Origin of the sequence: Sorangium sp. So ce327, from assembly GCF_051530205.1 — a bacterium.
Classification (GTDB): Bacteria; Myxococcota_A; Polyangia; order Polyangiales; family Polyangiaceae; genus Sorangium; species Sorangium cellulosum_B.
Genome location: NZ_CP150330.1, coordinates 10,204,101 through 10,226,323, shown reverse-complemented (window position 1 = coordinate 10,226,323; position 22,223 = coordinate 10,204,101). Strand labels below are relative to the sequence as shown.

Annotated in this window: 18 protein-coding genes; 10 read left to right on the top strand and 8 right to left on the bottom strand. The window is 68.5% G+C overall.

Annotated features, from left to right (window positions below; translation table 11 throughout):
- Positions 1-32: 32 nt before the first annotated feature.
- The 3 genes from WME95_RS38220 to WME95_RS38210 are packed head-to-tail and all read right to left on the bottom strand — an operon-like array spanning position 33 to position 2,382.
- Entirely contained in the window at positions 33-1,127 is a 1,095-nt protein-coding gene (locus WME95_RS38220; protein ID WP_437904231.1) for a hypothetical protein, read from the bottom strand.
- Positions 1,124-1,846 (bottom strand): hypothetical protein, encoded by a 723-nt coding sequence (locus WME95_RS38215; protein ID WP_437904230.1) that lies wholly within the window; start codon positions 1,844-1,846, stop codon positions 1,124-1,126. The genes WME95_RS38220 and WME95_RS38215 overlap by 4 nt, the downstream gene beginning before the upstream one ends.
- Positions 1,843-2,382, bottom strand: a complete 540-nt coding sequence (locus WME95_RS38210) for a hypothetical protein (protein WP_437904229.1) — start codon at positions 2,380-2,382, stop codon at positions 1,843-1,845. Before WME95_RS38210 ends, WME95_RS38215 begins: the two co-directional genes overlap by 4 nt.
- 554 nt (positions 2,383-2,936) lie before the next feature.
- Between WME95_RS38210 and WME95_RS38205 the strand changes: the two genes are divergently transcribed.
- A complete protein-coding gene (locus tag WME95_RS38205) occupies positions 2,937-3,167 on the top strand; it encodes a hypothetical protein (protein ID WP_437904228.1) in 231 nt (76 codons plus the stop codon).
- 254 nt (positions 3,168-3,421) lie between these two features.
- Here the strand turns inward: WME95_RS38205 and WME95_RS38200 are convergent, their stop codons facing one another.
- Both WME95_RS38200 and WME95_RS38195 read right to left on the bottom strand, forming a co-directional pair.
- Positions 3,422-3,571, bottom strand: a complete 150-nt coding sequence (locus WME95_RS38200; RefSeq protein WP_437544842.1) for a hypothetical protein — start codon at positions 3,569-3,571, stop codon at positions 3,422-3,424.
- 260 nt (positions 3,572-3,831) lie between these two features.
- On the bottom strand, positions 3,832-4,380 hold the full coding sequence (locus WME95_RS38195; protein WP_437904227.1) for a hypothetical protein: 549 nt from the start codon (positions 4,378-4,380) through the stop codon (positions 3,832-3,834).
- Positions 4,381-4,742: 362 nt separating this feature from the next.
- Here WME95_RS38195 and WME95_RS38190 point away from each other — a divergent pair, with 362 nt between their 5' ends.
- The 6 genes from WME95_RS38190 (at position 4,743) to WME95_RS38165 (ending at position 11,445) form a co-directional block, all read left to right on the top strand.
- Positions 4,743-5,780, top strand: a complete 1,038-nt coding sequence (locus WME95_RS38190) for a deoxyhypusine synthase family protein (RefSeq protein WP_437904226.1) — start codon at positions 4,743-4,745, stop codon at positions 5,778-5,780.
- Positions 5,781-5,829: 49 nt separating this feature from the next.
- Complete coding sequence (locus WME95_RS38185) at positions 5,830-6,873, top strand: NAD-dependent epimerase/dehydratase family protein (RefSeq protein WP_437904225.1); 1,044 nt, start codon at positions 5,830-5,832, stop codon at positions 6,871-6,873.
- 62 nt (positions 6,874-6,935) lie between these two features.
- A complete protein-coding gene (locus WME95_RS38180) occupies positions 6,936-7,823 on the top strand; it encodes a phosphotransferase family protein (RefSeq protein WP_437904224.1) in 888 nt (295 codons plus the stop codon).
- Between the two features lie 438 nt (positions 7,824-8,261).
- A complete protein-coding gene (locus tag WME95_RS38175) occupies positions 8,262-9,494 on the top strand; it encodes a polysaccharide deacetylase family protein (RefSeq protein ID WP_437904223.1) in 1,233 nt (410 codons plus the stop codon).
- Positions 9,495-9,655: 161 nt separating this feature from the next.
- On the top strand, positions 9,656-10,450 hold the full coding sequence (locus WME95_RS38170) for a hypothetical protein (protein WP_437904222.1): 795 nt from the start codon (positions 9,656-9,658) through the stop codon (positions 10,448-10,450).
- Positions 10,447-11,445, top strand: a complete 999-nt coding sequence (locus WME95_RS38165; RefSeq protein ID WP_437544833.1) for a HupE/UreJ family protein — start codon at positions 10,447-10,449, stop codon at positions 11,443-11,445. The genes WME95_RS38170 and WME95_RS38165 overlap by 4 nt, the downstream gene beginning before the upstream one ends.
- A gap of 158 nt (positions 11,446-11,603) precedes the next feature.
- Here the strand turns inward: WME95_RS38165 and WME95_RS38160 are convergent, their stop codons facing one another.
- Positions 11,604-12,779, bottom strand: coding sequence for an SUMF1/EgtB/PvdO family nonheme iron enzyme (locus tag WME95_RS38160; protein WP_437904221.1), 1,176 nt, complete (start codon positions 12,777-12,779; stop codon positions 11,604-11,606).
- A gap of 466 nt (positions 12,780-13,245) precedes the next feature.
- Here WME95_RS38160 and WME95_RS38155 point away from each other — a divergent pair, with 466 nt between their 5' ends.
- Both WME95_RS38155 and WME95_RS38150 read left to right on the top strand, forming a co-directional pair.
- Positions 13,246-15,744, top strand: coding sequence for a penicillin acylase family protein (locus WME95_RS38155; protein WP_437904220.1), 2,499 nt, complete (start codon positions 13,246-13,248; stop codon positions 15,742-15,744).
- A gap of 257 nt (positions 15,745-16,001) precedes the next feature.
- Complete coding sequence (locus WME95_RS38150) at positions 16,002-17,801, top strand: ABC transporter ATP-binding protein (RefSeq protein WP_437904218.1); 1,800 nt, start codon at positions 16,002-16,004, stop codon at positions 17,799-17,801.
- A gap of 64 nt (positions 17,802-17,865) precedes the next feature.
- Here the strand turns inward: WME95_RS38150 and WME95_RS38145 are convergent, their stop codons facing one another.
- A complete protein-coding gene (locus WME95_RS38145) occupies positions 17,866-18,867 on the bottom strand; it encodes an alpha/beta hydrolase family esterase (RefSeq protein WP_437904217.1) in 1,002 nt (333 codons plus the stop codon).
- A 284-nt stretch (positions 18,868-19,151) separates the two neighbouring features.
- On the opposite strand from WME95_RS38145, the gene WME95_RS38140 reads away from it, so the two are divergent.
- Positions 19,152-21,134, top strand: coding sequence for a carbamoyltransferase family protein (locus WME95_RS38140; RefSeq protein WP_437904216.1), 1,983 nt, complete (start codon positions 19,152-19,154; stop codon positions 21,132-21,134).
- 216 nt (positions 21,135-21,350) lie between these two features.
- On the opposite strand, the gene WME95_RS38135 is transcribed toward WME95_RS38140, so the two are convergent.
- The gene (locus WME95_RS38135; protein WP_437904215.1) at positions 21,351-22,178 is read right to left on the bottom strand and encodes an FkbM family methyltransferase; all 828 of its coding nucleotides are present in this window, start codon (positions 22,176-22,178) and stop codon (positions 21,351-21,353) included.
- Positions 22,179-22,223 lie beyond the last annotated feature (45 nt).

Here is a 22,223-nt window from a genome sequence, read left to right as displayed (position 1 = left end):
TCACGGGAGGACGGCGTGAATCTAGGCGACGGCTACGAGGAGGCTTTGGGGTCTGAGTCCACGAGCCAACTCGCCAGAAAGCTGGAGGCCCAAGCGACCATGGAGGCTGGCGGCTCGCCGTGACCGTCCCACGAAGCGGCCAGCGCTTCGAGCTCGCGCTTGGCAGCTTCGAGCTCACGCCTGGAAGCGACGCCGCGCGCGGTCTTCGGCGCCTCAAGGAGCAGGTGAATCTTCGCAAGTGCCGCCAGGACCTCCTCTCTGTGCAGTACCCCATCTGTCGTCACCACCCGGTAAGAAGAACCGCTCTGCGCGTCTGACATCAGAGTCCACAAGATGTGATAGATTGCCGCAAGGACGCTTAGTACCGCGATGAGCGAATCTGTCAGGCTGCTCGCTTCGACGTCCACCCCGCCCCCCGATATTTCAGATGGCGATGGCTTCACCCATGCACGCTGGTCCGAAAACAAACAGTCGTAGAGTCTGACCTCACCGGGAAGGCGCACGCTTGTTGTCACATCCGGCACGAGCACGGTCCCGATCTCCGGCGGCATGCATTCGCAACCGAAGGCCATTTCGATATCACGGGAAATCCACTCCGCACATGGCTGTTCTTCGGGCAACAAGTCGAAGGTGACGTAGCGTTCCCTGATGTTGACGAACCTGAGACTATCGTCCGGCCGTGACACGAAAACTGGATCGAATGGGCTTCGACGAACAATAAAACGCAAACCTCGAAATGCGACCGCGAACAGGTTGCTCGCCTGTTTCACAATCTCGACCGTGCACGGCCTGTAAACAATGTAGTACGGAGCCAAGAAACTAATTTGAAACCACAGCGGCTCACTGGTGGATTTCCGAAGATCAATCGTGAATGAATAGCAGCCATCGCAGCCACCGGTAGTGAGATGCAGCGAATGGTTTCTCAGCATACGAGGAAATCGACCTTCGATGCGACGGAGCATGGAATGCCATCGCTCGTCCTTTGATGCCTGGATCCGGGCGGCCACGAGCCGGGCGTGCTCTTCGGTCTGGCGGATGAGCTCTTCGTCGACATCATCGGTGATTCCAACGCCACGGGGGTAGTATCGGTAGACAATGTCCAGTAGTTCGTCGAGGCTGTGTTTCATGGATTCTGGACCCTCGCACCAATACCTTTGTAAAAATCAGATTCAAAACGTTTTATCATTCTAGATTTGAACGTCTTGCAGAATATGCCAGGCGGGAGATCCTCACCATTGTCCTTCTTGTACGCGTCATCTGCTGATAGATTCGCCACGTCGGCGCTAATGCTGGCTGCCCTGTCCGATGAGATCGTTCCCCACTCTTCGCTTCGCAGTGGCATCCCGATGTGAACCATGCACGTCGAGTCGCCCTCATTATTATGGCCGAACGCCAAATCGGCCTTTGCCTCCTGCCAGCCACCTGCAACCCCGGCCCCATCGTAGGCAACGATGGTAACAAAATCGAAAGCCCGCGGGTCGATCAGTTTTTTGCCTGTGCACCCCATGGTCGGAGCGCCGCCCTGCTGGCAGGGGTCCGGCGGGCTCGTCGGGCTCGCGGCCGGCCTCTCCGTGCTGTCGCTGTCGCTCGGGCGCTCCTCTTCTTCCTCTTCTTCGAGGTCCGACTCGTTGCACGCGATCTCGCGCTCGCCGCCCCCCTGCGGGTCGGCCCCGAAGTCACCGGATGCGGCGGAGGTGAAGATGGGGCGGGGCTCCGAGCCTGGACCGGCCCCTGCCCCCGAGGTCCTCTCCTCGACAGGATAGCAGTCACCGAACGTCCGGCTGCACGCCGCCAGCGCCCAAGCCGCGATGACCAAGATCAACAAGAGAGCTCTTCTCGCGTTCATTTCTCACTCCATCGAAGCACAGGACCAGCAACGAGCACGACGGACATATAGCCCGGGAGCACCAGACTGCCCCGACCGACCCAATCCACGTTGACGCTCACCGACACCCCCAGCGGTCCGGCGACGTACGCGTTGGTCTGCGCGTGGCCGCCCACGGCCATGCCACCGACGCGGCCGCACAAGGTGGCGCCGCACGCCGGCATGAGGTAGAACGCGATAGACGGCCCCGCGCTGACATTGCCATCCTTCCACGCAACCCCGATGTCAACCGAGGTCTGGTTGTAGACCCCGAGCCCGTCCTCCTGGATCGGGGGTAGGATCGTGCAGAGGTCGTGCACCGTGAACAGGATGTCTCGCTGGATGGGCCACGATATTCCCGCATGCGGCCCCACCGCGAGGCGCGGAATGGTACCGGCCTGGAGCCATCCGAGGCTCACTCCGGCGCTGAGCTCGGACGCCTCTCCTTGCGTGGGTACGACGACCAGCGGGGGGACGACCAGGACCGCCCATGGGATCCGCCGGCTTCCTGTGCCCATCGTCCCCTTCTCCCCTCTCCGCAACGGACGAGCAACGTAGCGACGGGAGCGGTTCTTCTGATAACAGGGATCCGGCGTCAAACGGAATTCAGACGAGAGGACCACAATGGACGTGGATCGCTCCGTCCAGAGCGTGCAGCACTGCGCAGCTTACGGCGCGGCCCGAGTGCTCGTCCACCTCCGGTCCAGGTCGCCGCGGGAGCGCGCCAGCCGCCGCGCGGCTTGGCTGCACGACGTCGCCCGTGAGCGCAGCGGGCTCACGAGCGTCGGCGGCAAGGGAGGAGATGGGCTGCCCGAGAGTGCCGAGGATGAAGGCGACGGGGAGCCCGCCGACCTTTTGCCGCCCGCACGCGGTGGCATCGGGAGCGGGACAACCTCCGTTGCGGCATCGGATCCGAGGGCGGGCCCGGGGCTCCGGGAACGCAGGGTGCGCCCGGCGAGCGCATCGGGCGCCTCACCGAGACGGGATGGGAGGGCGACACGGGGACCGAGGGGAGTTGGGGCACGCCGGGCCAAGGTGGCGGCGGCGGGGATCGTCGGGGCGGGCTCGCCATGTGCTGCGTGGCCTCCAAGCGGGGGCGCGGGCGGGGGCCGGCGGTTGTGGTGGCCCGGGGCGCGGCGGCGACTCGATCGGCGTCGCCTACCTCGACGAGGATCAGCTCACACTGGAGGGCGTCACCATCGAGACCGGACAGCCGGGCAAGGGCGGCACCAGCTGGAACCACGATGGCATGACGGTGGGAGAGAGCGGCGAGGCCCACGAGACGCTTCGCTTCCCCGAATAGCCGAAGTCACCACCGAGGCGCCGAGTCGCGGGTACCTGGACTTGAACGCAGCGTCCGCCGCGTCGCCGAGCTTATGACAGAAGATCCCCTACGGGAGATCGTAGTCCATGCGGTTTGCGCCCTGGTCGACTGCGGCGCTCCGCCGTCGACCAGGTGGACATCGACGTCGCCGAGCTTGCCGGCATCCACCTCTACCCCGCGGTCGCCTCCCCGCCACGCGCCGCCCCCTCGCGGGGTACAGCCGCCCTATCGCGTCAGCGACGGCGCCGGATGCCCAGAACGACCGCGGCGCCCATGCCGACGAGCACGAGCAGGGCCACGCCGACCCACGCCCAATCCCAGGGATCCGAGCTAAAAGAGACGGCCACTGCGCCGCACCCGGGAGACCACGCTCTTCTTTTCATCAGGCAGCCCATCCTCTCATGAACCGCTCCCGTCGGTCCATTGGAAGGTGCGGACTCCGACGCGGTGCTCCTCGACGCTGCGGCGACGCTATCTGCTGGGCGCCGTGGACGTTAGCGCGATCGGGAGGTCGCCGGCGTCCGCCGCGACGTGGCCGAGCTCGCCCAGGTCGACGGCCATAGCCCCGAGCTCGCCTCGAGCTCCTCGCCGGCGGTGCGGCACGAGCTCGGCCAGGTCGAGGGCGGACGCCCAGGGGAAAGGGCTACACGGGATCCACCCAAGTCCACACGACCGAGAAGAGGCACATGTATATCGTCGCCTTGCCCATCGACACCGTGTCCATCGCCACGTCCGGAACCACCTCGTTCCCGAGCTCCGGCGGGATCGGTCGGTAGCCGGGGTACGTGGCCTCGATCTCCCGAGCGATCTCGTGCGCCACCGGCTGCTCCTCTGGGATGATGTCGGAGAGGTGGATGCCGTAGTATGGCCCGAGCAGGGACACGTGGAAGCCGAGCGCCGTTTCGTCGGTGAGCCAGATGCGGGCCGAGTACGCCGGGTCGCCCCCTCCCGCCAACAGGTGGAGCGACTCGTTCTGAAGGCCGTATCGATCTCCCAGGCGGCGGATCATCGCTTTCCACGTTGGGTACTCCTCTCGCCCTCGGTTTGCGGCTTCCACCAGGCGGCGGTGCTCCTCCGTGTCATCGTAGAAGGGCTCGTTGGGAGGCACGTAGATGCGATTGGTGCAACGCACGCCCCGCGGGTAGAAGTGATAGACGACGTCGAGCAGCTCGGAGCGAGTTGTCACCATCATTTCGTCACCCTGGCGCCGAGTCGCCTATACTTCGAATTGAACGCAGCGTCCGCCTTCTCGCGAAACGTGTCGCAGAACGTCTCCTGCGGGAGATGGTAATCTATACGGTTTGCGACCTCCTCCGTGATCTCATCGCTGAGGCTGGCTCACGCAGCTCGCCGTCGAGGGTCCGGGCTCGACAAGGTAAACCGCCCGCTGAGACGGGCTTGACACGAACCACGCGATCCGTGCTACGGTGCCCCCGAAGCCACCCGACGTTGCGATGGCGGCCCGGCCTGCGCCGGTCCGTAGCGCGTCCCTGGTGGCCTGCGCGACCCGAGACCACCGGGACGACCTTCGTGGTCGCTGAGGCTCCGCACAACATGGCTGGGACGAAGTCGGCGTCCACGACGCTGCCCCTCCTCTCGTTCGTTCTCCGCAACTACAAGAATTTCAACGCCCGCGCGACGCGCGACGCGCTCCTCGCCTACTGGGAGCACATCGAGCGCGGGGGGAAGATGTTCTGGGCCGTGGCCGGGGCGATGTCTTCGGCCCAGCTCGGCATCACGCTGGCGCCGGCCATCCGCGCCGGCCTGATCCACGGCATGTCCGTGACCGGCGCCAACCTGGAGGAGTCGCTGTTTCGCCTCGTGGCGCATGACGGCTACCGTGACTTCCCCGACTACCGTTACCTCACCAAGCAGGACGACACGCGGATCCTCGAGAACCGGATGCGGCGCGTGACCGACACCAGCATCCCCGAGGACGAGGCCTTTCGCGCGGTGGAGAAGCACATCGTCCCCATGTGGGAGCGGGCGACGGCGAGCGGCGAGCGCCGCTTCTGGCACGAGTACTTCTACGATCTGATCCGGGCGGTCGAGCCCGCGCTCCACCGCGGACCGCCCGAGGAGTGTTGGCTGCTCGCCGCCGCGGAGGCGGGGCTGCCGCTGGTCGTCCCGGGCCACGAGGACTCGACCTTCGGCAACATCTTCGCGTCCTACGTGAAGCGGGGCGAGTGCAGCGCGAGCATCGTGAAGTCGGGCATCGAGTACATGGCCGCGCTCTACGACCAGTACCGTGAGCTCAGCGCAGGCGCGGGCGTGGGGTTCTTCCAGATCGGCGGGGGCATCGCCGGGGACTTCCCCATCTGCGTGGTGCCGTCGCTCAAGTACGATCTCGAAGAGCCGGCCCGGCCCTGGGCCTACTTCTGCCAGATCTCCGACTCGACGACGTCTTACGGCTCGTACTCCGGCGCCACGCCCAACGAGAAGATCACCTGGGACAAGCTGACCGAGGACACGCCCATGTTCGTGATCGAGTCGGACGCGACCATCGTGGCGCCGCTCCTGCTCGGGGCGCTGCTCGAGTGCAAGCGCTACCCCGCCGAGGCTCGGGCCATCATCGAGGCGCGCGGCGCGTGAGCATCGACGGCTCTCCTTATTCCTGTCCCAGAAGCGAGGTTGTGAGACGATGAGCAAGAAGAAGGTCCTGATCACGGGCGGCGCGGGCTTCCTCGGGATCAATCTGGTGCGGCACCTGCTCGAGCGCGGTTATGAAGTCACGTCGCTCGATCTCCTGGACTTCGACTATCCCGAGCGGTCGAGCATCCGCGAGGTGCGCGGGGACATCCGTGACGCGGCGGTCGTCGACGAGGCGGTAAAGGGGCATGACTTCGTCGTGCACACGGCGGCCGCGCTGCCCCTGTACACGGCGGAGGAGATCTACACGACCGACGTGATCGGCACGCGCGTGGTCATGAGCGCCGCGCGCCGCCTCGGCGTCGAGCGCGCGGTGCACATATCCTCCACGGCCGTGTATGGCATCCCCGATCACCACCCGCTCTGCGAGGACGACCGGCTCGACGGCGTGGGCCCGTACGGGCAGGCCAAGATCCAGGCCGAGGTCGTGTGCCTCGAGGAGCGTGGCCGGGGGCTCGTGGTGCCCATCATCCGGCCCAAGTCCTTCATCGGACCGGAGCGGCTCGGGGTCTTCGCCCTGCTCTATGACTGGGCGCTCGACGGCAAGGGCTTCCCCATGATCGGCGACGGCAAGAACCGCTACCAGCTCCTCGACGTGGCCGATCTCTGCGAGGCGATCCATCTGTGCATGACGAAGGACGCGTCGGTCGCCAACGACACCTTCAACATCGGCGCGAAGGACTTCACCACCATGGGTGAGGACTACCAGGCGGTGCTCGACGCGGTGGGCAAGGGCAAGAAGATCGTGCCCTTCCCGGCGGCGCCGGCGGTGCTCGGCCTGCGCGCGCTCGAGGCGATGGGCGTGTCGCCGCTCTACAAGTGGGTCTACGAGACGGCGTCGAAGGACTCGTTCGTGTCGATCGAGAAGGCCGAGCGGGTGCTCGGCTTCGCGCCGAAGTACTCGAACAAGGACGCGCTGGTGCGCAACCTCGAGTGGTACCGGGCGCACAGGAGCGAGTTCGAGAGCCGTTCGGGCGTGACCCATCGCGTGCCCTGGAAACAGGGCGCGATCGGCCTGTTGAAAGCCTTCTTCTGAGGGGCGCGCGGCCCCGGGGAGAGCGAGATCTTCCTCACGAGTCACCCGCAGCGGACACCGGAATGAGCATCGACGACGACGCCCCCCTGCTGCAGGTGATGAGCCATCTCGGCCTGACCCGGGATGCGCTGCTCGGCATCGGCGGTGAAGCCTGCGTGTTCGCGCTGGGCAGCGAGCGGGTCGCGCGGGTCCACCATCCCGGGACCGTCCGGGAGACGGTCGTTCGACGAGCCCAGCTGCTCGAGGGCTTCCACGAGGGCGCGAGCGCGGTGCCATTCTCGATCCCGCGTGTCCTGGAGATGACCGAGCTGCACGGCCGCCTCATCACCTTCGAGCCGCGGTTGCCCGGGCGGCCCCTCTTGCAGGTGCTCGGCGAGGCGGCCGGCGCCGAGCGGGAACAGCTCATCATTCGCTTTCTCGAGGCCTCGACGCGCCTGCGAGCCCTGCGCGTGAGCGCTGCGTGGTACGGCGACCTCTGCGAAGCCGAGCCGATCCGGACGCCCTCTTACCGCTCTTACCTCGAGCTGCGCGCAAGGAAGAGCCTGGCCTGCGCCGGGAGCGCGTTCGACGGCATCGATCCGGCGCCTCTGGCCGCCGCGCTGCCCGAGCCGGAGCGACCGAGCTTCGTGCACATGGACTTCTATCCAGGCAATGTGCTGGTCGAAGGCCAGGAGGTGAGCGCCGTGATCGACTTCGGGGGCCTACCCATCGTGGGAGATGCTCGGCTCGATCCGCTCTCTGCCGTCATCTACCTCACGCCGTTCATCACCACGACCGCCACGGATCGCGACCGACGCCTCGCCCGGGAGTGGCTGCTGGCCCAGCACCTGGACGCGCTGTTCGAGCCTGCAGAGCGATGGCTCGCCGCCCGCTGGTCGTTCGCGACCGACGACGTGCGCCTGCATCGATGGTGTCGACGCGTGCTGCTCGGACACCAGGGGGATCCGTGAAGCGGAAGCTTGTACCCACGCAGCGGGCGGTTGCTCCGGCCGTCTACTCGGGGTCGCCCGCCTGCTTTGCCGATCGCCCAGGCGGGGGTGGCATCCACCTGGCGAGTCAGGGTGACGGCGCTGCGCATGAGGCCGACGCGAAGCCCGGTACGCTCCGGCGGTCGCCGCGCCGCTAGAAAGATACGGCGGAGCGCTTCGCTGACGCGGCGCTCGCTACTTTTGGTAACGTGTGAGCCGCTCGCTACTTTTGGTAACGTGTGAGCCGCTCGCTACTTTTGGTAACATGTGAGCCATTCGTGCGATGCGTCGATGCGCGTGCGTCGTGCATAATCCTTTGAGCGCCTTCCGGGGGTTTTGTATCCTCACCCCATGCTCAAATCATCGCGATTCTTCCACTTCGATAATTTTCCTGCGCCATCATCCTTGGCGCTCGGTGCGATGTTGTTGCTGGGCACGCTGCACGTCAGCGGCTGCGGCGATGACGGGGAGGACACCACCAGCGGCGGCACCACCGGTGGCCAGCAGACGACGAGCAGCAGCAGCAGCGGCGGCACGCCGGGAAGCTCCTCCTCCAGCGGCGGGGATCCCGGCGCGACCTCGGCGTCGGCCGGGGGGGGCGACGGCGGCTCGAACCCCGCCGGCACGGGCGGCGCGGACCCTGCCGGTGGCGGCGGCTCGGACCCCGCCGGCGGCTCGGGCGGAGCGGGTGGAGCAGGAACGGGCGGTAGCGGTGATGGAGGAGAGGCGCCCGAATCCGGCCTTCCGCCGGGGCCCGGCGCTGGCAACGTGCCGAAGCCGGCCGGCGCGGCCGGCGGGTTCAAGGTCATCGACTGGGCCGGCTTCGCGGGCGCCGTGACGTACAGCTTCGACGACGTGAACCAGACCCAGATCCAGCACTTCGATGAGATGATGGCGCTCGACGTGCCGTTCACCTTCTTCGTCTGGACCGGTAAGCAGGAAGCGAACAACGCGGTCTGGAAACAGGCTCTGATGCGCGGGCACGAGCTCGCCAACCACACGAGGAGCCACTCGAGCAACGACAGCGGCTCCGATACGGACGCCGCGACGAAGGACATGAAGGACAAGTACGGCGTCACGCCGTACACGATGGCGGCCCCGAACGGCGCGGGTGTATACGAGGGCATCGCCCGGACGCGCTTCATGATCAACCGCGGCGTGTCCAACGCCCTGATCGGCCCGAACGACAACAGCAATCCGTTCGTTCTGCCCACCTACATTCCCCCGACCAACGCCTCCAAGGCGCAGATGGACTCGGAGGTCGCGAGCGCGCGAAGCGGCAAGAAGTGGCGCACCTTCTGCATCCACGGCTTCACCGGCGGCAACGACGGCGCCTATCAGCCCATCCCGTTCCAGGCCTGGGCCGATCACGTCAAGGCTGTCAAGGCGTACGGCGACGTGTGGATCGGCACCATGGAGACCATCGGCGCCTACTGGCGCGGCCAGAAGGCGATCACCGACGGCTCCAACACCAAGAACGGGAATGACACGACCTACAACTGGACGCTCCCCCAGAACTTCCCGCCGGGCAAGTACGTGCGCGTGACGGTCACCGGCGGCACGCTCAAGCAGAACGGCACCGCGCTCAAGTGGCATCCGCAGGGCTACTACGAAGTGGCGCTCGACGCGAAGTCCGTCACGCTCTCGCCGTGACGCGAGCCGCCCGAAGCCCGCGCCGTTCACCGGCGCGGCTCCGGGCGGAGCCGATCTCACCCGGGGCAGGCCCCGCAGCTGGGGCTTGACGTCTCCGGAGCGTTTGGGTCTCCTCTCCCCCAGCCAGAGCGCGTCTCATGCCTGACATCAGCGGTAGAACCATGGGGAGCTTCGCTCGGTTGCTCCGCGAGCCGGTCCTTCATTTCCTCTTCATCGGCGCGCTGTTGTTCCTCGGCCACCGGCTCGTCGCCGGCGATCCCAGGGAGATCGTCGTCAGCACGGGGCTGAAGGCGGACCTGGAACGGCAGTTCCGCGACACCATAGGGCGGGCGCCGACGGCGGCTGAGCTGGCGGAGGCGCTCGACGGGTGGAAGCGGGACGAGGTGCTCTACCGCGAGGCGCTACGGGAGGGCCTCGATCGGCAGGATGCGACGGTGCGCGTCGCGCTGGCCGAGAGGCTGCGGACACGGGCGGCTCAGCCGATGGCGGCGCGGGAGCCGACGGATGCAGAGCTGGACGCGTGGCTGGCTTCTCACCGGAGCCAGTACGAAACGCCGCTCCGGTACGATTTCGAGGTCGTGGCCTTCTCCAGGAGCGATCCGGCCGCAGAGGAGCAGCGGTCGACGTATCGACGTGCGCTGGCCGACGGCGCGGACCCACGAACGCTCGGTCGTCCGATCGAGGGTGGCAACCTCACCCGCGATTCACTCGCAGCCAAGTTCGGACCCGCGGTCGCCGAGAGCATTGGCAGCTCGCCGCTCGCCACGTGGCAGGCCCTGGAGACCCAGGACAGCCTGCTGCTCGTGCGGGTCAACCAGACAAGCGGGGGGCTGCCCAGCCGCGAGGCGATCCGCGCGACCCTCACCCTCGACTGGACCGCCGCACGGAAGAAGGAAGCCGTCGACGAGTTCGTCAAAAGCCTCCTCGCGCAGTACAGGTTCAAGGAGAGCCCTTGAATCGTTCGCGTCTGCTCCGGCTGGCTCGTTTCCTGCCGTTCTTGCTGGTCCTGCTTCTGGCGCCTGCCCCCGCGGCCGGCCACGCGCTCAACTCGGCGCTTCTTTCGCTGACGGAGGTCGAAGGTCACGACGGGCGGTTCCTCGTGCGCTGGCAGGCGAGCTCGTCCGCGCTGGCGGCCGACCTCGCGACGCCCGCCGTGTTCCCCGCGGCCTGCAAGCTCGACGGAGCAGCTCTCGACTGTGGTCACGACGGCCTGGTCGGCACCATCGAGCTCCCCTGGCTCGAGGGGACCGAGACCAACGTGATGGTGGTTGTCGAGTGGCGGAATGGAAGCCGGCTTGTCCGGGTGTTGACCGGCAACGACCCGAGCCTGGTGGTCTACGGTATTCCCGCGTCCGCCGGGCTCGGCGCGCTCCGGCCGATCATGGTCGATTACACGTGGCTCGGCGTCGAGCACATCCTGACCGGGTTCGACCATCTCCTCTTCGTCATCGCGCTCACGCTGCTCGTGAGCGGCGGCCGGAAGCTGCTCGGCGCCGTCACGGCCTTCACGGTCGCGCACAGCCTGACGCTGGCCTGCGCCGTGTTCGGCTGGTTGACGCTGCCGGCCCCGCCGGTCGAAGCGGCCATCGCGCTCTCGATCGTGCTGATCTGCGGCGAGTGCATCCGGCCGACCGACTCGCTCACCCGCCGGGCCCCGTGGGCCGTCACGTTCGCCTTCGGGCTGCTCCACGGGCTCGGGTTCGCGTCGTCGCTGCTCGACATCGGGCTGCCGGAGAGGCATGTGCCGATTGCGCTCCTGTTCTTCAACGTGGGCGTGGAGCTCGGTCAGCTCGGCGTCATCGCGCTGGTGGTCGCGCTGCGCCTCCTTGCCGCGCGCGTCCCCACGCAACCAGCGACGGTGAGGCGCGGCGTGGTGTATGCGATGGGCGCAATGGCAGGCTACTGGTCGATCGAGCGCGTCGTGGCGATGCTGACGGAAGCCAGCATGTAGAGCGGCGGTCACCCGCTTCGGATACGGGCCCACCTCGACGTTTTCGGTGCTCAGCGCACCGGAGTGCGCTTGCGCGCCGAAAACGCCGATCTGGGCCCGTCTCCTGTGCGGGAGACCGCCGCTCTGCTCGGCATGGTGCAGAGGCGGGCGGAAACCGCTCACCGCTTCTTCTCGCCGCCCGCTGGCGCAGCGGGCGCGCCGCCCCCCGGTGTCGCGTCCACCGCGCCCGGCCCGAGCAGCGTGCCGCACATCGTCTTGCACAGGATGTCGGTCGGCCTGCACTCGCACTTGCCCTGCTGCTTGAGCTCGAGCTTCCCGCGCATCTCCTCGACCGTGAACTGCGCCATCCGCTCGACGCGAGCCATGTCCCACCCCTCCTGGACTTGCCGGGGCGTCCGCGGCTCGGTGGCCTTGCCGTCGGGCTCGGCGCAGCAGCGGAAGCTCAGGAAGTAATAATAGAACCCCTCGTCATGGGTGTAGATCTTCGGCCGGCACTGGTTGCGCACGCCCTTGTACCAGGGGCCGCCGGTGTGGACGCTGTCGAACTTGCCGCGCCAGCCGCCGCTCGTCTCGCTCGCCACCACCTCGTCGGTGTTCGCGGGCAGGTCGGCGACGCCATAGTCGCTGATGCACTCGGGCTGCGACCCGCTCGGCACCCCCTTCCAGAGGCGGGCCAGCTCGCCCGGGTCGCGCTTCGCGACCTTCTTCATGTCGGGATCGTCCCAGAGGTGGTCGCCGTTGCACTTCGTCGCGTCGCGCGAGTACCCGTAAGGGAACGGCTTCATCTCGGGGCCCTCGCAGGCGAGCGTCCACTCCGACTCGGTGCAGAGGCGCTTGCCGACGGCGGCGCACTTGACCTGCGCCTGGTGGAAGCGGTTCATCACCTCGGGCCGCTCCCCCTTCTTGTTCGGCCACTCGTACGTGTCGATGCAATAGCGCTTCTTCGTCTTGTCGCCCGTGCAGCGGGCCGGGGCGGGGGCGAACTCCTCGCAGATCGTCTTCTTGTTCGACTTGTCGTACCAGCTGCGGAGGCAGCTGTGCTCGACCTCGCTGCAGTACTCGCCCTCGACGAGCTTCATGTCGGCCGGGCACGCCTGCTCCTCGGCGGCGGCGCTCTCCCCGCCGGCCGTCCCCGTCTGGGCGGCGGGCGCGCCGGCCTCCGGGGCGGCGGGCGCCGCGGCTCCGGCCTCGGCGGGGGACGCCGCGGCCGCGGGCGGGCGGCCGTCGTGCGCGCGCGGGGAGGGCAACGGCTGGGCGGGCTCCGGGGGCGCGCCGGAGCAGGCGGCGGCGAGCGTCAGGGCGGGGAGGGAGAGCGGGAGCAGGAGGCGTCGCATGCCCGGCGTCATAGTCGAGATCGCGGCGAGGGGAACCAGGCGTCGCGCCCCCGGATCGACGCCGCGCGCCCCGGCCGGGCCGGAGGCGGTCCGGCGGGGGCCTTGCTCGCTCCGGGCGGCGGCGCGCCGGGCGCTCTCCGGGAGCCCCGGCTCCACGATGTGGCGCTGCGGATCTCCCCCTCTGCTCCGGCAGGCCATCGACGCGCACAGTTCGCCGTTCCCGCCGGAGGCGCGTGATATCGTGCGCCCGAAGGCAGGAGGAGTATCGCTGATGATGCGTACGGCTCGTTTCGGTTCGCTGGTCCTTGCGTTCGTCTTTGCCGCTTCGGCGGCCGCGGTTTCGTGCGGCGACGACGGCGAAGCCCCGTCCAGCGCGGCAAGTGGCAATGGCGGTGAAGGCGGCGGGGGAGCAGCGGGGGGCGGGGGAGCAGCGGGCGGCGGCGCAGGGGGAGCGGACCCTGGCGGCGTGGCGATTCCCGATCTCGACGGGGATGTCCGGGCGGTGACCGACGAGTTCGGCGTCCTTCACCTCGAGTGCGCGTCCGACGACGACTGCTTCGCCGCGCTCGGTTACTTCCACGCTCAGAACCGCTTCTTCTTCATGGATTTCATCCGCAACCTCGTCGAGGGGTCGCTCGGCGGGCTTGTGAAGGCGGGCGCGCAGGTGCTCGAGCAGGACTATCGGAACCGCCATTTCTTCACGACGCGCGACGGCGAGCCGCTCGAGAGGGTGCTCTACGAGCAGGCGAGCCCGGAGGTGAAAGGGCATCTGGTCGCGTATGCGCGCGGCGTGAACGCCTGGCTCGCCGACATGCGGAGCAAGAGGAACGGCGCGACGCTGACCGTCGAGTACAACCTCGCGCTCATGGTGAAGGACGCGATCCGCGACTGGACGCCGGAAGACAGCACCGCCGTCGGCCTCTACGTGCTCAACGACCTCTCGAACAACAGCGGGGGAGAGCTCGAGCTCGCGGCGCAGATACCGCTGTTCGACGCGGCGCTCGCCGCCGATCTGTTCTCGCCCGCGCCGGTGTTCGACGCGTCCACCGTGCCCGCCGCGCAGACGGCGGACCTCGTGCGGCCCTTCGCGCCGGTGGCCGTGTCGCGGCTCTCGCCGCACCGGGCGCTCCTCACGGGCGCGGCGGAGCGCGCGGCGAAGGTCGGCGACGGCCGGCGCAAGATGGCGGGCGACGCCGGGTCGAACAACTGGGTTGTCGGCCCGGGCCGCACCGAGAGCGGCCACGCCATCCTGGCGAACGATCCGCACCTGTTGCTCGGCAATCCCAGCACCTGGTTCCCCGTCGAGATCGACGCCAGGAGCCGGGGCGACGGCGAATACCACGTCGCCGGCGCCACGATTCCGGGCATGCCGAGCGTGATCATCGGACAGAACGAGTCCATCGGCTGGGGCGTGACCACCGCGTACTACGACCTGGCCGACGTCTACCTGGAGACGCTCACCGGGGACGGCGCGTCGGTCGCTTTCAAGGGGGAAGACGTGGCGATCGTCGAGAAGAAGTTCTCGTTCAAGGACGCGGCTTCCGGCGAGACGATCGAGAAGACCTTCCGCTGGGTCCCGCACCACGGGCCCATCGTGAGCGAGGACGCGGCCGCCGGCACCGCCGTGACCATCCGGTGGCGCGGGCACGACGGCGGGACGGACCTCGACGCGCTCTTCGCCCTCGGGCGCGCCGGAAGCGTCGCCGAAGCCAGGACGGGGCTCGAGGCGGCCAGCTTCGTCAGCCAGAATTTCGTCGTCGTCGACACCGAGGGCAACATCGGCTGGTTCCCGTACAGCAAGGTGCCGGCGCGGCCCTGGGCGTCGCCCGAGGTGCCCGCGTGGCTGCCGCTCCCGGGTGACGGAAGCGCCGAGTGGGGCGACCCGATCCCGTTCGCCGAGCTGCCGCAGCTCCTCAACCCGCCTCGGGCCGCGATCGCGACGGCCAACGGCGACATGACGGGCGCGACCGCCGACGGCGATCCCACGAACGACGGGCAAGGCGCGCTCCAGGCGTGGGGCAAGGCCGACGGGACGCGCCAGCAGCGGATCCTCGATCTGCTCGACGAAGGCGGCGACGCGCATTCGCCCGACACCATGACGGCAATGCAAGGCGACACGTACTCGCTCTATGGCAGCTTCGTCGTGCCAGCCGTGCTCTCGGCGGCGGAGCTGGCGACGTTGACGGACGAGGAGCAGGCGGTCGTCGACGCGCTCGCCGCCTGGGATTACACGTGTCCGACAGGGCTCGACGGGCACGATCCGGTGGACGCGGGCAAGGTGGACGACGCGACGCTCGCCGCCGAGTCGATCGGCTGCACGGCGTTCCACGCGACGTTCTATGCGATCGTGAGCGAGGCGCTGGGCGACGAGGCGGCGGCCGCGGGCCTCGATGAGCCCGGGTTCGGGCTGACCGTGGTGGCGCGCGCGCTGCGCGATCCGGCGCGCCTGAGCTCGGGCCCTCTGCTCTGGGACGACGTGACCACCGACGGCGTGGCGGAGACGCAGGACGACATCGTGCTCCGGGCGCTCGCGAAGGCGGCCGCCTCGCTCGCGGTCATCGGCCCGGCGGACGACTGGCGCTGGGGCCGCGTCCACACGCTCACGCTCCGCAGCATCTTCGATAACTTCGGCCTCGCCGTGTACAACGACGGGCCTTATGCCGCGCCGGGCGGGCTCTTCACCGTCAACGTCGCCAACCCGAGATCGCGCGCGCTCCCGGCGGACGGCAAGAAGCCCAGCTTCGCCTTCGCCAACGGGCCGTCGATCCGCCTGGTCATCGACGCCGATCCGGCGGGCCCGAAGATGCGCTTCGGGCTCCCCGGCGGGTCGGACCTCCACCGCGAGAGCGCGTTCTACAACAACCTCCTTCCTCAATGGCTCGACAACGAGCCGCTCGAGTTCCACTTCGGGCCGGGCGCGGTGACGGATCCGGCGAGCGTGGTCAACGTCTCTCCGGCGCGCTGACCCCGCTCGCGCCGGCGCGTGATCCAGACTCCCAGGATCCCTCGGCTCCGCGGGCTCCTGGGACACCGATGATTCCATTCGAACGCGCAGAGAAGACCGTTGCGTCTAGGGTTATCCCCTGCTCGTATCCGGCCGCGCCTGGCGCCTTCTCCTGCGCTGCGATGAGGCGAGAATGAGCATTGGCCGTGAAGCGATCCCTGATTCGTGACCTGCGCCGGAGTCTGAATTACTTATCCCCCCATCGCGCGAGACTTTCCGTGTGCCTCGCGCTCACGCTCCTCTCGGGCGGCCTGCCCGCGCTCGAGCCGCTCGCGCACCGCGCGATCTTCGACCAGATCTCGGCGAGCGCCGGTGTCTTCGGCCCCGGGAGCGGGCCGGCCGCGCCCGTGGAGCAGAGCGCCCGGGCCCTCGCCTGGCTGACGCTCGCCCTGTGCGCGCTCGTCGTCCTCCGGCAGATCGCGGAGGGCCTGGGGGCGCTCGCCGTGTGGCGGGTGCGGCTCCGCATCAACCGCGACCTGCTCGACGAGACCACCGCGCGGCTGCACGCGCTGCCCCTCTCGTACCATCAGGAGAGGGGCGTCGGAGAGACGATGACGCGGGTCGATCGCGGCATCACGTCGCTCATGGACTGCCTTGCTTCGGTCGCGTTCCAGCTCTTCCCCGCGCTCGTCTACCTCGTGGTCTCGCTCGGGATCATGCTCCGGCTGAGCCCGCTGCTCGCGCTGGTCGCGGTCGGGTTCATCGTGCCTCCGCTCCTTCTCGGCAGGGCGACGACAGCGCGCCTCGTGGAGCGCGAGCGCGAGGTGCTCGACCGCTGGTGCGGGATCTACAACCGCTTTCAGCAGGTGCTCTCGGGCATCAAGACGGTCAAGGCGTTCGCGCGCGAGGCGGACGAGCACGCCCGGTTCATCCGCTCCGTCGAGGAGGCGCAGGGCGAGGTGCTCCAGAGCATCCGCCTCCAGACGCGGCTCTCCGCGGGCCGGAGCGTCTGCGTCAACATCGGCCGTGTGGCGCTGCTCGGCGTGGGGGGCCTCCTTGTCCTCCGCGGGGAGCTCGGCGTGGGAACGCTCGTCGCGTTCCTCGGCTATGTCGGCGGCCTCTATGGCCCTGCGCAGACGCTCCTCGGCGTCTACGAGACGGCGCGCCGCGCCGAGGTCGGCCTGGCGGCGATCTTCGGCGTGCTCGACGCCGAGGTCGCTGTCGCCGATCCGGAGCGCGCGTTGAGCCCGGAGCACATCCGCGGCGACCTCGAGCTCGACCAGGTGAGCTTCCGCTACCAGCACGCCGCCGGGCGGGCGGTCATCGACGGGGTCTCGCTCTCGATCCGGGCCGGCGAGTTCGTGGCGGTCGTGGGCCCGAGCGGCGCCGGCAAGAGCACGCTCGCCGATCTGCTCCTGCGGCTGCACGATCCGACCTCCGGGGCGATCCGCATCGACGGGCTCGACCTCCGGGCGCTGTCGCAGCGCGCGCTCCGGCGGAAGCTCGGCATTGTCACGCAGGAGCCGTTCCTCTTCGAGGACACCATCGAGGCGAACCTCCGCTATGGCTCGCCCGACGCGACGAGCGAGGCGCTCCACGCCGCGGCGCGCGCCGCCTGCGCGGAGGAGTTCATCGAGCGGCTCCCCCTCGGGTACCAGACCCTCGTCGGCCGCGGCGGCGTGGCGCTCTCGGGCGGGGAGCGGCAGCGCCTCGCGATCGCGCGCACGCTGCTCAAGGACCCGTCGGTCGTGATCCTCGACGAGCCCACGAGCAGCCTCGATATCGAGAGCGAGACCGCGGTGCAGCGGGCCATCGAGGGGCTCTCGCGGGGCCGCACGACGCTGCTCATCGCGCACCGGCTCTCCACCACCCTGCGCGCCGACCGCGTCGTCGTCATCGAGGGCGGGCGCGTCGTCGAGCAGGGCCCGCCCGCGGCGCTCCTCCGCCGCGGCGGGGCGTATCGCCGGATGATGGATCTCTGGCGGGCGCACGAGCCCTCCGGCGCGAGGGGCCTCGGCCACCGAGCGGGTGTGCTGGAGCCAGCGCTGATCGAGGCCGCGGCGGTGCCCGGCGCGTGAGCGGATCCCGAGGCGCCGGTCAAAGCATGATCGGGAGTTCGCCTCCGCGCGCCGGGCGCGCCCGTCAGAGCTCCGAGAACAGGCTCCAGAAGGCGCCGGGCGCGAGCGCGTCTTGCCGGTCGTGGCCCTTGCCGCTCGTCTCGCACCAGATCACCGGATAGCCCGCGTCGCAGCCCTGATAGCGAGCGCACGGCGCGGGGTCCTCCGGCACCGGCGCGGCCTCGGCGTCGCAATGGTTCAGCTCGAGGAGGCGATCGCGCTCGGCGTGATTGCGGTCGATCGTGTTGTCCTTGTCGTCCGCGTCATGGATGAAGATGCGCGCCACCCGCCCGACGCAATCGCGCGGCGTGCCCGGCGTGCCGCCCGAGACCGTGCCGGTCGCGCGGAGTTTGTCGCCGCGCTTGCACTCGAGCATGTTGATGAGCCAGGAGCCGCTGCTGTAGCCCGCCGCGAACACGCGCGACGTGTCCGCGCAGGTATTCGCGAGCACGTCCGCCAGCATCTCATCGAAGAAGGTCAGATCCGGTCCGTTCGACGAGGCATCCCAGCAGACGCCGTCGGAGACGCCGGCGCCGCGCACCAGGATCGCGTCGTCGCCGGTCACGTTCTGCATCGGGACGTTGTTCGTCGCGCTCGAGCAGCCGTGGAACATGAAGACGACGGGATGGGCGCGCGTCGGCTCATAGTTTTCGGGCAGCCGCACCCACCAATGCCGCTCGACCGACGCGATGTTCTTCGAGGGCTGCTCGACCCATTCGTTGAGCGCCTGGCTCGGCGCGTCTCCGCAGCCCGCGCTCGGCGTCGCGCTCGCGCCCCCGCCGCCGCCCGCGCCGTCCGAGCCGCCGCCCGTCACGCCCGACGAGGCCGCGGTGCCAGGGCCGACGCCGCTCGTTGCGCCGCCGCCGCTCGTTGCGCCGCCGCCGCTCGAACTGCCGGCCGAAGCGCTCCCTCTGCCCGCGCCGCCCCCGGCTCCGGACGCCCCTTCCGGCGAGATCGGCGAGTCCTCCCCCTCACAGCCCACGGCGCTCGCGGCGGCGAGCGACACGGCGAAAAGCGCGCTCCACATGTTTCGGATGATCATCGAGCTCGGCTCCCTTCTCGTCGCCGTTGACCCGCGGCGAGCAGCCCGAAGATAGCCGAATCGAAACGACCGAACGTCGAACAATCGTGGTCCGGCGACATCGACGCCGGCCTGCGACCTCGTCATACAGATTGCTTCCTACAAAATGAAAGCAGCTTCGTTCGGCGCGTCGATCGTGCCGCTCGAATCTCGCATTGAACGCCCTGTTGGCGCGTCGATTTGCCGGTGAGCGAGCTTTACTTATCGCATTCGAAAGCTACCCTCCATTCATGCGAATCCTTGGAATCAGCGGAGGCCACGAGCCGGACCAACTCGGTTATCCGAGACCGGTATTCAATGCAGCGACCTCGCATGACGGCGCCGCCGTCCTCCTCGAGGACGGAGAGGTCGTCGCCGCGATCGAGCAGGAGCGGCTGAACCGCCTCAAGCACTCGAACAAGGCCCCCTTCCAGGCGGTCCGCTTCTGCCTGGAGAGCCGGGGGCTCCGCGTCGACGACGTCGATTACCTCTGCTTTTACATCAGCGAAGACTGGTGCGACGCCCAGGTGAAGCGCGGGCTCTTCTCCGCAGACCCCGAGCTGCGCACGGCGAACGATGTCATGAGGCGCCTCGTGCTCGCCGAGTTCGGCGTCGACGTGAGGCCCGAGTGCATCCAGTTCGTCAAGCATCACACGGCCCACGCGATGAGCGCCCTGATCGGCTCGGGGTACGAGAGCAGCCTCGTCCTGACGCTCGACGGCTGCGGCGACGGCGAGTCGGGCTCCGTCTCCGTCGGCTCCGGCGGAGCGCTTCATTCGTTGAGAGACATCCCGGAGCGGGACTCGCTGGGCAATTTCTACGTCCAGGTGATACGGTTCCTCGGGTTCTCGCTGTTCGACGAGTACAAGGTCATGGGGCTCGCCCCGTACGGCGATCCGCGCAAGTTCCGCGCGCTGTTCCAGGCGATGTTCACGCTGCTCCCGGAGGGCGCATGGGCCGTCGATTTCGACAAGATCGTCGATCTCCACGGCGCGATCCGGCCGCGCGCGCCGCGGGAGCCGATCACGCAGGACCACAAGGACATCGCCGCCTCGCTCCAGGAGGCGCTCGAGACCATCGTCTTCCATTGCCTGCGGCACTTCCAGCGCGAGACCCGGCAGGCGAGCCTCTGCTTCGCGGGCGGCGTCGCGCACAACTGCACCTTGAACGGGAAGATCCTCCGCTCCGGGCTGTTCGAGCGGGTGTTCGTCCAGCCGGCCGCGCACGACGCCGGCTGCGCGCTCGGCGCCGCCATGGCCGTGCACACGCGAAAGGCCCCGGGGCGGCGGCCGCCCGCGATGGACCACCTGTACTGGGGAAGGCACATCGGCGAGCAGGGCGAGATCCGGAGCGCGCTCGACGCGTGGCGCGATTTCATCCGTGTGGAGGAGCTCGCCGACGCGCCGGAGGCCGCCGCCGAGCTCATCGCGGCGGGCAGCGTGATCGGGTGGGCCCAGGGGCGGTCCGAGTTCGGCCCCCGCGCGCTCGGCAACCGCAGCATCCTGGCGGATCCCAGGCCGGCGGCGAACAAGGACCTCATCAATGCCATGGTGAAGAAGCGCGAGGAGTTCCGGCCCTTCGCGCCCGCCGTGACGGAGGAGGACGCGCGCGACTATTTCGATCTCGGCGGCGCGGAGGCCATGCCCTTCATGATCTTCACCGTGCCCGTCCACGAACAGAAGCGACAGCAGCTCGGCGCCGTCACGCACGTGGACGGGACCGCGCGGGTCCAGACGGTCTCCAGGCGCACGAACCCGCGCTTCTGGCAGCTCATCCGCGCCTTCGGCGACCTCACCGGCGTGCCGGTGGTGCTCAACACCTCCTTCAACAACAACGCCGAGCCGATCGTCGATTCGGTCGACGATTGCGTGACCTGTTTTCTGACGACGCGGCTCGACAAGCTCGTCGTCGGCGATCACCTCGTCCACAAGACGCCCGCGCCGCTGTCGGCTTATGCGGAGCTCGTCCCCTCGTTTCCGACCTTCGTGAAGCTGCTCTCGCTGCGAGGGCCCACGCCGGGCGGCCACGAGGTCGAGCGCGCGATCGTCACGACCTACAATGACGCCCGGACCCCGGTCTCCGCCGAGACGTTCGAGGTCCTGTGGCGGGCCGACGGCCGGAAGCGGCTCCGCGAGCTGCTCGACGGCGTGGAGGATCGGGAGGCGGTGATCGCCGAGCTGATCGAGCTGTGGTCGCAGCGCGTGGTGCGACTGCTGCCTGCCACCGGCCATTGACGGCGGAGGAGAGGGGGAGCCGCCGAGCGCCCTGCGGACGGCGCTCCCCCGCATTCTCATAGGCGTTATCACCATCGGTCACCAACGTGAACGTGAACGTTTACGTGGTCGTGGTCGTTCACGGCCTATCGTTGACGACCACGACCACGTAAACGTAAACGTTCGGATGTAGGAGAACGCGGCGCGAAGCTTGATTGGCGCCTACGCCCCCGCATTCTACCGGTACCCTGCCATGGTGATGATCACGTCCTCGGGGCAGATCTGGTCACTCTCCACCTCGAACCCATGATCGCGCAGCATCCGCCGGACACGCTCGCCTCTCCCGCCGAAGTCGTGCAGCTCGAGGACGACCGCCCGGATCCTCCCCCAGTCGCCGGGACGAATCCCTTCCAGCACGTCGATCTCGGCCTTCTCGGCGTCGATCTTGAGCAAATCGATCTGCCCGATCTTCTCCCGTTCGATGAGCTCGGACAGCGTCGCGAGCTCGCACTCCACGCGCCTCATGCCGCGCCTCATCCACCAGGCATGACCGTCGATGAGCAGCGAGTTCACCGCGCGCGGGAGGTGCTTCATGTAGACCGGCAGATCCGCGTGGTGCTTCTCCCGGATCCGTTCGTCGTAGATGGCCGCGAGCGTGGCCTGCTTGTCGTCGCTCGCCATCATGTCGTACATGCTCGAGATGGCACCCTGGCGTGGCGCGTAATGGAACGTCGCTGTGCCCGCGGTCCGACCCAGGCCCGCGCGGTGCAGGCGCACGCGCTCCGATCCGGACGATCTCAGGTTCATCCGGAGGAGCTCGAAGGTCTCGGGGATCGGCTCGAAGCAGTGGATCCGCGCCCGTCCGCCGGTGCGCTTCAGCACCTCGAGCGCGAAGAGGCCGATGTTCGCGCCGACGTCGATCACGGTCACCTCTCCGCTGGCCAGGAGGCTCTGCACGCGAGGCCTGAAGTAGCCCTGCACCTGGAGATGCAGCGTCTTCGCCATGTCGGGGACGCGATCGTGAACGACCCTCTGATCCGGCAACTGGATTGCGAACGTCTTCATATGGGCTCATCCAAACGTGATGTGTCCATCCATCCTCGCGCCTCC